The sequence below is a fragment of the Yeguia hominis genome (assembly GCF_014384705.1).
Lineage (GTDB): Bacteria > Bacillota > Clostridia > Oscillospirales > Acutalibacteraceae > Yeguia > Yeguia hominis.
The window spans coordinates 1-3,410 of record NZ_JACRSN010000044.1 but is presented as its reverse complement, the minus strand read 5'-3'; the positions used below and the strand labels follow the sequence as shown (position 1 = coordinate 3,410).

3 protein-coding genes are annotated in these 3,410 nt (G+C 45.0%); 2 read left to right on the top strand and 1 reads right to left on the bottom strand.

All coding sequences use genetic code 11. From position 1 onward, the window contains the following. Positions 1-858: DDE-type integrase/transposase/recombinase (locus IAG03_RS13935; RefSeq protein WP_249320719.1), on the bottom strand; the 858-nt coding region annotated here is incomplete at its 3' end. A 220-nt stretch (positions 859-1,078) separates the two neighbouring features. Between IAG03_RS13935 and IAG03_RS13930 the strand changes: the two genes are divergently transcribed. Further along, the gene (locus IAG03_RS13930; RefSeq protein WP_249320718.1) at positions 1,079-2,083 is read left to right on the top strand and encodes a LacI family DNA-binding transcriptional regulator; all 1,005 of its coding nucleotides are present in this window, start codon (positions 1,079-1,081) and stop codon (positions 2,081-2,083) included. A 916-nt stretch (positions 2,084-2,999) separates the two neighbouring features. After that, positions 3,000-3,410: transposase (locus tag IAG03_RS13925; RefSeq protein ID WP_249320717.1), on the top strand; the 411-nt coding region annotated here is incomplete at its 3' end.

Genomic DNA, 3,410 nt, shown 5'->3' with positions numbered 1-3,410 from the left:
GCGGCGATTGTAAACGGCAAGTTGCTTTGCGAAATCATCCAGAGAACAGAAAGCGCGGCAGGAGTAAAAATGCTTCTGATCCTCGCGGTGGCTGCGCTCGACCTTGCCGTTGCGGCGCGGGGTATACGGACGAATGCGCTTGTGGCGAATGCCCAGCTCAGCGGCAGTCTTTTCAAACAGCGTCGGTAAATCACATTTGCTGTTTGAAAAACGGTTCGTAAACTCGAAGCCGTTGTCCGTCTGAACACACTCCACCTTGATGCCGCGGCGCACATACCACACTGTCAGTTTGCGCAGGAAATCCGCCGAGGAATAGGTAGATTGTTCCGGATAGGCGGCGAGGAAACGCAGGCGTGTGAACTCGTCAATGGCGGTGTACTGGAACAGCCGAAGGTTCGGATCTGCGATACAGCTGCGCGGAACGACTTTCACGTCGACCTGAACGCGCTCGCCGGGATAGGTCATCTGCTCATACGGCTTGGGCTTGTATGTCTTTTTGGGCTTTTCGGCGGGAAACAGACCCATTTTGCGTATAACTCGGAACAGGCTTTCCGGACAGCGTGTATAGCCGCGCTGCCACAGGCGGTGGCAAAGTTCGATCATGCCTAGGGTCGGGTTCCTGCGGCGCATGTCGCGGATGAGCTTCCGTTCGGCCTCCGTGTGCTGATTCGGATGACTGTGCGGCCGTCTGGACTGGCAGGCTAGGGACGCCACACTTCCGTCCCAGCGCTGCTTCCAGAAGTAGATGTACGACCGGCTCTTGTTGTACTTCCGACTGGCGCGGCTGACGCCGTATTTCTCTGCGTACTTCATTAAGGATTGCCGACATGCCATGTCTTGTGTGATACTCTTTTTCATGAGGGATATGGTCTCCTTCCGGTAAAGTTTGTGTGACAACTTAACTTTAACTCATGAGACCCTATCGCTCATACCTTTTTATTCAATTGTCCAAGATGTATTGTAGTCCTACATTTTTAGAAATAACCTTTTTAGAATACAGTTGACGCTATAGACAGAATGGATTATACTAAAATAGTTTTAAACAAAAATAGAGAAATGGTGGATCGATTTTAAACATATGGGAAGTATAAACATTCAGGATATTGCAAAAAAGGCTGGAGTTTCTACGGCGACTGTTTCTCGGGTGTTAAATCATAGTTTAGGAGTTAGGCCGGAAACAAAACGGATTGTAGAACAAGCGATTCGTGAACTTGACTATAAGCCGATACGAAGGTTAAAAAACGAACGTTCTCGGTTGGGGCAAACAATTTTGGTGCTTGTTCCGGATATTTCTATGCCTTTTTATGCAATGATCGTAAAAGGAATTTGTGATCTTGCCATGCAGGTTGACTGTTCCGTGATTACCTGTACAACAAATTCCAACAGATATCGGGAAGCAAAATTTTTGGAAATGTTGAAAACTGGAGTAGCAGGTGGTGCAATTTTTTTAGCTTCAGAATGCAACGAGTTAGAATTGATGCGGCTAAATCAGCAGTTTCACATTGTTCAATGCTGTGAATACCGAGAAGAGGCGCAGGGAGTCTCTCATGTTTCGATCGATAACTTAAAGGCTGCCCGGGAAGCCGTTCAACATTTAGTAAATATTGGACATAAAAAAATTGCGATGCTTAGTAGGGATAACCAATGGCAATCTACTTTCCAACGTGAAGAGGCATATTTTCAAATTTTGGAAGAAAACGGCCTTCATTCGGATCCAGATTGGTTGATTCGGATGAATTCTTATGATTATACAAGTGGAATTCGCGGAATGAATCAACTTCTAGGTTTAAAAAACTTGCCAACAGCAGTTTTTGCAATTTCAGATTTTATGGCGATAGGTGCAATACAGGCTATTCAGAAAAATGAAATGTCTGTTCCTGATAATATTGCTGTCGTTGGTTTTGATGACGTCGAGTTTGCTTCTATGTATACACCTTCAATTACAACGGTCTATCAGCCACAATATGACCTTGGTTATACGGCATTAGATTTATTATTTAAGCAAATGTCAGGCGAAGTATCCGTTGGTAAAACTCTTTACTTAGAACATGAGCTTCGTATTCGCACATCTACTGTAAAATAGAAATGGAGGAAATGTCTTAGGCCTGATCTGCCCTGCAAAAAGGTACCAATAAAAGGAGGATGTAGCAGCAATAAGCCCTGTGATTTGGAACGAATGCTTCAAATCTACATGGGTCAGAATCTGTACAATCTTTTGGGCATGGCAACTGTCGCAGAAGTGATTGATATCCGTTGCCTTTTTTCATTATATTTGTGCGGCATTGGAACCATGTTATTAGGTTCCGCATAGACACATTGTGGCGATTTAAAAATTCGGTGACTGAAAACAATTTGTAGCAGCGACTATTGGCGCAGATTACAGATTTTCTGACAGATCGAAACCTTGTTCTAAAGAAGAGCACGATTGTGCATCCTGCTTTTATTGAGTCGCTATCTTCGACCAAAGAGCTAAGGCAAAAGGCGGAATTATGATGTGTGTCCCGTCAGGAGGGGCAATATATATTGTACTTTAGCTATAAAGCACATATAGGTGTGACCACGAATGGCGCTTGTCCACACGTTGGAAGTACAGCTGCCAACGTGCATAACGTCTGCATGACAGTCAATCTTCTAACAGGAGAGGAGCAGAGGTGACCTATGGTGACAGCAGCGGCTATATTGGAGGAGAAAGGGTCGGGGGTGCGGATGAAAAGTTGGACTCCAGAATGAGGCGACACTATGTACACAAAAGAGCAAGAAGAATCCGCACTACGAGAATATGAGCAAATAGGATCCGTCACAGCAGCAGTTATCCGGCGATTGGGATACCCCAGCGAGTCAACGGCTTTACCGCTGGTATGAACGCCGAAGCGATGGAAAAGAAGCTGAAAAAGGATAGCTATTCTACCATTGTGAAGGAAGAAAAGAAATAAGCAAAGAAAAGGGCCAAGGTTGATATGTACCCCTAATACTGGACACCCAGTATTGGGGGTATTTTTATGCGATACAGTTACGAGTACAAGAAGAAGTGCGTGGAATTGTACCGACAAGGGAAATGGCCAGAAACACCAGACGGAGTAAAGGAAAAGCGATTTCACGATACGGTTCGGATTTGGGTTCGAACAGAAGATGCTTGTGGTCCAGAAGCACTGCAACATAAAAATCAGAACAAGGTGTGGACAGCAGAAGAAAAATATGAGCTGGTAGCAAAAGTTCTTGCTGGTGCATCAAATACAGAAATAGCAACTGCAGCTGGAATCAATGCGGGGCTCTTGTACCAATGGGTCAGATTGCTCCTATGTCAAGATTTCGTACAAATTAAAATGAGACAATTCTCCGCGTTTAACCTGCCAAGAGCTCAGCCTGCGTGTGCGTTCTTTCATACACTCGTTCGAACTCATCCGGCGACA

Bases quoted from the DNA above. Each gene is read 5' to 3' on its own strand.
- IAG03_RS13930 (WP_249320718.1), top strand. From the start codon at position 1,079: ATGGGAAGTATAAACATTCAGGATATTGCAAAAAAGGCTGGAGTTTCT.